The sequence below is a fragment of the Maribacter stanieri genome (genome assembly GCF_900112245.1).
GTDB classification, from domain to species: domain Bacteria; phylum Bacteroidota; class Bacteroidia; order Flavobacteriales; family Flavobacteriaceae; genus Maribacter; species Maribacter stanieri.
Map to the genome: position 1 here is coordinate 150,984 of NZ_FOYX01000005.1, position 6,961 is coordinate 157,944.

The 6,961-nt window shown below is 36.3% G+C and carries 6 protein-coding genes; all 6 read left to right on the top strand.

The window, feature by feature from the left end; genetic code table 11:
* The first annotated feature begins 14 nt into the window (after nt 1-14).
* Nucleotides 15-584 carry a DUF4126 domain-containing protein gene (locus BM296_RS18625; protein ID WP_091905570.1) on the top strand — a complete coding sequence of 190 codons (570 nt, stop codon included), beginning with the start codon at nt 15-17 and terminating at the stop codon, nt 582-584.
* 26 nt (nt 585-610) lie between these two features.
* Nucleotides 611-1,324, top strand: coding sequence for a 3-deoxy-manno-octulosonate cytidylyltransferase (kdsB, locus tag BM296_RS18630; RefSeq protein ID WP_177214981.1), 714 nt, complete (start codon nt 611-613; stop codon nt 1,322-1,324).
* Nucleotides 1,315-2,013 carry an HAD family hydrolase gene (locus BM296_RS18635; RefSeq protein WP_091905574.1) on the top strand — a complete coding sequence of 233 codons (699 nt, stop codon included), beginning with the start codon at nt 1,315-1,317 and terminating at the stop codon, nt 2,011-2,013. The genes kdsB and BM296_RS18635 overlap by 10 nt, the downstream gene beginning before the upstream one ends.
* A 23-nt stretch (nt 2,014-2,036) precedes the next feature.
* Complete coding sequence (locus BM296_RS18640; RefSeq protein ID WP_245787053.1) at nt 2,037-3,146, top strand: iron-containing alcohol dehydrogenase family protein; 1,110 nt, start codon at nt 2,037-2,039, stop codon at nt 3,144-3,146.
* 51 nt (nt 3,147-3,197) lie between these two features.
* A complete protein-coding gene (locus tag BM296_RS18645; RefSeq protein WP_091905577.1) occupies nt 3,198-3,728 on the top strand; it encodes a 1-acyl-sn-glycerol-3-phosphate acyltransferase in 531 nt (176 codons plus the stop codon).
* 239 nt (nt 3,729-3,967) lie between these two features.
* Nucleotides 3,968-6,961 (top strand): PQQ-dependent sugar dehydrogenase (locus BM296_RS18650; protein WP_177214979.1); only part of this gene is annotated, 2,994 nt, incomplete at its 3' end.

Here is a 6,961-nt window from a genome sequence, read left to right on the forward strand (position 1 = left end):
ATAGTAGATTTAATATGACGACCGATACAGTTTTAAGTATATTTTTAGGAATAGGATTAGCGGCTTCTGTGGGTTTTAGGGTGTTTTTACCCTTATTTGCATTAAGTCTGGCCTCTTATTTTGGAGTTTGGGAATTAAATGATAATTGGGAATGGATTGGAAGTTTGGTAGCTGTTTTAACCTTAGGTGTTGCTACATTTTTAGAAATATTCGCTTATTTCATTCCTTGGTTCGATAATTTACTGGACAGTATTGCCGTGCCTTTAGCTGCAATAGCCGGTACTGCAGTTATGGTGTCAACCGTTGCAGATTTAGATCCCGTAATAACTTGGTCTCTTGCAATAATTGCAGGTGGAGGAACTGCTACGGCGATAAAGGGCGCAGGAGCAACCGGTAGATTGGCTTCTACAGCAACAACCGGTGGTTTAGCAAACCCTGTATTAACGACTGTTGAAACAGGGGCAGCTGCAGTAGTATCCGTTGCTTCTATATTTGCACCGATACTTGCTGCCGTTTTGGTTATTATTATTTTGGTAATAATCTTTAGAATTTATAGAAGCTTAAGACCAAAAGCAAAAACTTAAATTAGATTTAGTTGAAGAAAATAGCAATGATTCCTGCCCGTTATGCGGCATCGAGATTTCCTGCAAAATTAATGCAAGATTTGGCTGGTAAACCGGTCATTTTAAGAACTTATCAAGCAGCAGTGCACACAAAGTTGTTCGATGAAGTGTTTGTAGTCACCGATAGTGATATTATTTACGAAACCATCATAAAAGAGGGTGGTTTGGCTATCATGAGCAAAAAAGAACATGATTGTGGAAGCGATAGAATAGCTGAAGCGGTTATGCATATGGACGTGGATATTATTGTAAATGTGCAAGGAGACGAACCTTTTACAGATAGAGAAAGCTTAGAAGGTGTCTTAAAAGTTTTTGAAGATGATGTGCATAAGGAGATTGATTTAGCTTCCTTGATGGTGAAAATTACAGATGAAGAGGAAATCAACAATCCTAATACTGTAAAGGTAATTGTGGATAATAGAAATTTTGCATTATATTTTTCAAGATCTCCAATACCTTATCCAAGAGCTAAAGATTCAAATACCACTTATTTTAAACATAAAGGTATATATGCATTTAGAAAAAGTGCTTTGGTAGATTTTCAACGGTTACCAATGTTGCAATTAGAGGCAACAGAAAAAATTGAAGCTATACGTTATTTGGAGTATGGCAAGAAGATTAAAATGGTAGAAACTGATGTTCAGGGAATAGAGATAGATACACCTGAAGACTTAAGGAAAGCCCAAGAAGCATGGAAATAAATTTTGACGGAATTAATGTAATCGGTTTCGATGCAGATGATACCCTATGGGTGAACGAGACTTACTTTAGAGATACAGAAGATAAGTTCGCCAATTTATTGGAGAAGTACGAAACCAAGAATAAAATAGACCAAGAACTGTTTAGGACCGAAATCAAGAATTTAGATTTATATGGTTATGGTATAAAAGGGTTTATGCTTTCAATGATTGAATGTGCACTTGAACTATCTAATAATCAAGTTTCATCTAAAACAATTGGTGCATTATTAGATCTTGGTAAAGAAATGATTACTCAGCCTGTAGAATTGTTGGATGGAGTTGAAAATGTTTTAAAAAGTTTAAATGATAAGTATCGTTTAATTGTTTTGACAAAAGGAGATTTATTGGATCAAGAAAGAAAGTTAGAACGTTCTGGGCTATCAGAATATTTTCATCATGTAGAAGTATTGAGTGATAAAAAAGAAAAGAATTATAGCGATTTATTAGAACATTTACAGATAGAGCCAAGTGAGTTTTTAATGATAGGTAATTCTTTAAAATCAGACGTTTTACCGCTAGTTGAAATAGGAGCGAGGGCAATACACGTACCATTTCATACCACGTGGGAACATGAAGAAGTAAAAGGACCTATTGAGAATAAGGGGTATATTACAATTTCTACCCTGTCGGATATTTTGGAATATGTTTAATGAAAATCGAGGTGAATAAAAAAATGGCATTGAAGAAAATACCAACAAAAGCTTCAGAGGAGTTTAGAAATTTTCCGATGGTACCCAGAGTGGTATATGGTAAAGGAAGTTTCGATACCTTAGGTGATATATTGATGCCAAAAAGGAAGCATTCAGAGGCACCGATGATTTATCTAGTGGATGATATTTTTGAAGGAACGGAACTTTTAGATAGAATACCAAGTATATTTTGTGATCAAATAATATTGATTTCAGCAGATGAAGAGCCGAAAACAGAACAGGTAGATGCTCTTGTGAAGATGCTAAGGGGTAAGTATACAGAATTACCTTCAGGTGTTATTGGTATTGGTGGTGGCACTTTGTTAGATTTAGCAAAAGCTGTAGCGATAATGCTCACCAATAAAGGTGATGCATCAGAATATCAAGGGTGGGATTTGGTAAATAAAAAATCTATTTATCATGTAGGTATACCTACTATTAGTGGTACGGGTGCAGAGGTCTCAAGAACAACAGTTTTGTTGGGACCGGAAAAAAAATTAGGTATTAATTCTGATTATACCACTTTTGACCAAGTACTACTTGATCCAGAATTAACTAAAGGCGTGCCAAAAGAACAATGGTTCTATACAGGTATGGATTGCTATATACATTGCATTGAATCACTTAACGGTACCTTTTTAAATGCCTTCAGTAAAAGCTATGGTGAAAAATCATTGGAGCTTTGTAAAGAAGTGTTTTTAGAAGATATAGAAGCATCTGAAAGTAGAGAAAAACTCATGATGGCATCATGGCATGGCGGTATGAGTATAGCCTATTCTCAAGTAGGTGTAGCGCATGCAATGAGTTATGGGCTCGGTTATGTTCTAGGGGTTAAACACGGCATAGGAAATTGTCTAGTTTTTCAATATTTAGAAGAGTTTTATCCGGAAGGAGTAGCAGTGTTTAATAAAATGCTAGCAAAGCATAAAATTATTTTGCCGAAAGGAGTGTGTTCTAACTTGTCATCTTCTGAAATGGACACAATGATTTCTGTAGCATTAGGTATGGCTCCATTATGGGAAAATGCACTAGGAGAAAATTGGCAGTCCATTATTTCACCTGAAAAGCTAAAAGCTATTTACAGAAAAATTTAATACAGTATCCATCCATCTAGATACTTAGCTGGTAATCACTTCAATTTTATGATGCAAAAAATAGCAAAATTCATCTATTTCAGATTATTAGGGTGGAAACTTAATGGCGAATTTCCTTCGTATTTAGATAAGTTCGTATCAATAGTGGTACCGCACACCAGTTGGTGGGATTTTCTCTTAGGGCTATTAATACGTGCTGTATGGCAAGAGGAAATAAATTTTGTTGGTAAAAAGAGTTTGTTTAAACCTCCATTTGGATGGTTTTTTAGGTGGACAGGTGGTGCACCAATAGATCGAACAAAAAACAATGATACGGTTAAGGCTACGGCTCAGATTTTTAGTGAAAGAAAAAAGTTCCGATTAGCACTATCTCCAGAAGGAACAAGAAAGAAGGTAGAGAAATGGAAAACAGGTTTTTATTTTATTGCTAAAACCGCTAATGTCCCCATTGTATTAGTTGCTTTTGATTATGGTAAGAAAGAAATTAAAATTTCAGAACCAATAATCCCTACGGATGAACAGGAAGCTGATTTTAAAAAATATCATGCTTTTTTTGATGGGGTGGAGGGGAAGCATAGATAGATATTAAATTTATTATTTTAGAAAAATTAATTTTCCTTATAAATCTGATCCATACTGCCGATCGTCGATTTTTTGAGTGTTTTATCTGGTAATTAGATGTTAATTTTCCGTTAATATAATACTGTCGTAGTTTTAATAGTGTCAATTAATTTATTGTTTTTCCCCTAATTTTTAATATCCCATATATTATTTATTAACAATCGATTATTGTTGATAGATAGATGTTTAAATATACCAATATGAAAATAAAAAGGGGCTTAAATGGATGGTTAAAAATAGTTGCTGGTTTCACGATAATTTCAATCTCAATGAGTTTTGGTTCAATGTTTTTTGGACCTGGTTATAATGATGTACAACCAATAGGACCATTTGTAAATTATAATTTTCCAGATGTTAATCTTAATCATGAACCTTACGAAATTGCATATTCCAATATACGATTTGACTGGCCTATAACCTATACCGCAATACCTAATCATAATCGAGTTCTAATTGGGCAATTAGATGGAAAGATTTATTGGATGGACGATAGCCAGGGAACTTTGAATAAAAATTTACTGGTTGATTTTACAAATGAGATAGGCGATGCTGTTTTGCCAAATATTGAAGTTTGGGACGGTGGACTTCTAGGATTGGAGATTCATCCAGAATTTGGCGAAGTTGGCAAAAACTTCATTTTCATATATTATACTACTGAATCAGAGACAGGAGATGATACTTTAAATAGTGGTGGTAATGGCACTTTTGGCTGTGACTTAGCAAATTTTCATGGAAACTATATCCATTTGGATCGTTTTGAAATAAACCCTTCAAATATGTCATTTGTTGCAAATTCCAGAAAGCGTATGATGCGAAGGCGTATGTTGAACACTACGCATAGAGGTGGAGCAATGGAATTTGGAGATGACGGTTTTCTTTATATAGCTACAGGTGAACAAGGTAGAGCTGTTAGTGCGCAAAATTTGAGTGATAATTTAGATGGTGGAGTATTGCGCATAGATGTAGATATGAATTCAAATAAAAGTCATCCGCCAATTAGGATTATGCCTGATAATGCTGGGGAAACTGATGAATTTTCAGGTAGGTTTTATTGGATACCGAACGACAATCCTTTCTTAAGTGCTTCAGGTAATAATTTTGAGGAATATTATACTGTTGGCAATCGAAGTCCTCATAGAATGAGTAAAGATTCTCAAACAGGAAAACTATATATTGGAGAAGTTGGTCAAAGTACACATGACGAAATAAATGTTGTCTCCAAAGGTAAAAATTATGGCTGGCCAGTTTGGGAAGGTGAAATACCTGGCCCCTTCAACCAGTGTAATATTCAGATGTTAAATAATATGGAGCATGAAGTTCCATTAACATCATTTAATAGAGATGACGCTAAATCAATAATAGGGGGACAAGTTTATCGTGGGTCAGAATTTATATCCTATAAGGGAAAATATATTACTGCTGATTGGCTTACACAAAAGATATTTTCTGTCGATATCACTGATGGAAGTCATGTTGTTTTAGGAACTCTTCCTAAGAGACCAATTTCATTTGGGGAAGGAAAGGACGGTAGTATATATTATTTGTTACAGGGAAACAATGTACAATTACTTCGTTTCGTAGCCCCGGTATTATCATCTGGTATTCCACAATTACTTTCAGAGACTGGAGTATTTACAAATTTGGGCAATTTAACTGTGACCAATGGTTTTGTACCATATGATATGATTGATGCATTTTGGTCTGACGGATCTGTTAAGAAACGTTGGATGGCAATTCCTAATGATGGAACACACGATTCTGTTGAGGAACAAATTCAATATTCAGAAAATAATAATTGGATTTTTCCGGTAGGTTCTGTTTTAGTGAAACATTTTGATTATCCTATAAGTGATAGTAATCCAGAGTTAACTGCAAAAATAGAGACGCGGATTTCAATTAAAAATAGTGATAATAATTGGACATTTTTATCGTATAAATGGAATTCTTCTCAGACAGATGCAGTCCTTGTAAATATGACTACGGGTGAAGAACGATCAATTGGAGTTGTTAAAACTGATGGGGGAACACGTACGGAAATTTGGCGCTATCCTTCGACAAATGAATGTTTAAATTGCCATAATGAATCTTCTCAAGGTACTTTAGGTCCAAGAACAAGGTATTTAAATATTGAGTATGATTACTCCACCCATATTAATGGAGGAATGGTAGCCAATCAATTAGTTACTTTAAGTCACTTGGGAATTTTAGATGAACAAATTATTGATTCTGATACACAAGATTTTTTGACCCATACCTCCATCGATGATCTCAATGCCACCTTAGAAGATAAAGCTCGTTCATATTTAGATTTGAACTGTGCTTATTGCCATTTGCCATCAAATGGACTACGAGCAGAGTTTGACTTAAGGTTAATAAATTCTTTGGAAGAAACTGGTCTTTTAACTGCTGGTATAGGTGAAGTTGTTGAAGGTATTGGAAATAATCAAAAAATTTTATACCCAGGTAATGCTGCAAAGTCACATATTTTTTACAGGGTAAACAGTACGGATTCAGGAATTATGATGCCTCCAATTGCTAAAAATAAGATAGATGAAAAAGGGGTTGAACTTTTACAGGAATGGATTAATCAACTAAATGTCGAGCCAAATACTGGTAAATTCAATGATCCTGATGCGAATATCAACCTAGGTCTTTTGGACGATGCGGTTCTCAGTGGTACTGTCGGTGATGGCAGGGGCACGATGGAGGCGATATTGTACGATCCCATTGCGGACAATTACTATACGCCAACACGGTTCAACGAGCACGGTGTGGCTTATCAAGAAAACCTAGGTCGTCCCGTTGCGGATGACGGTTTCAGGTGGCAGGTTGATTGGCCTACGCCCAAGCGTATCAACTATATTACTTTCGGGGGAACGTACCCTAACCAGCCCCAGCCAAATTCGATGTGGAGGATATCGTATCTGCACAACGGAAGTTGGGCCGTACTTGAAGAGGGCAAGGGCGGATGGATCGACTCCGGTATCTATGAATGGGGCGGACCTGACCAGTACCCTATCGAGGCCGATGCGCTCCGGGTTCAGGTTTACAGCGATGGAAACAATGATCTTGTAAGCATCCATCTCCGGGGAAGGGGCGGAGTGTCCCAATATGTGGACGATAGCGCTATGGCGACCAAGGCCACGTTGATTCAATATCTGCCGGGAGACCCGGCTCCGGACACTACTGCACCC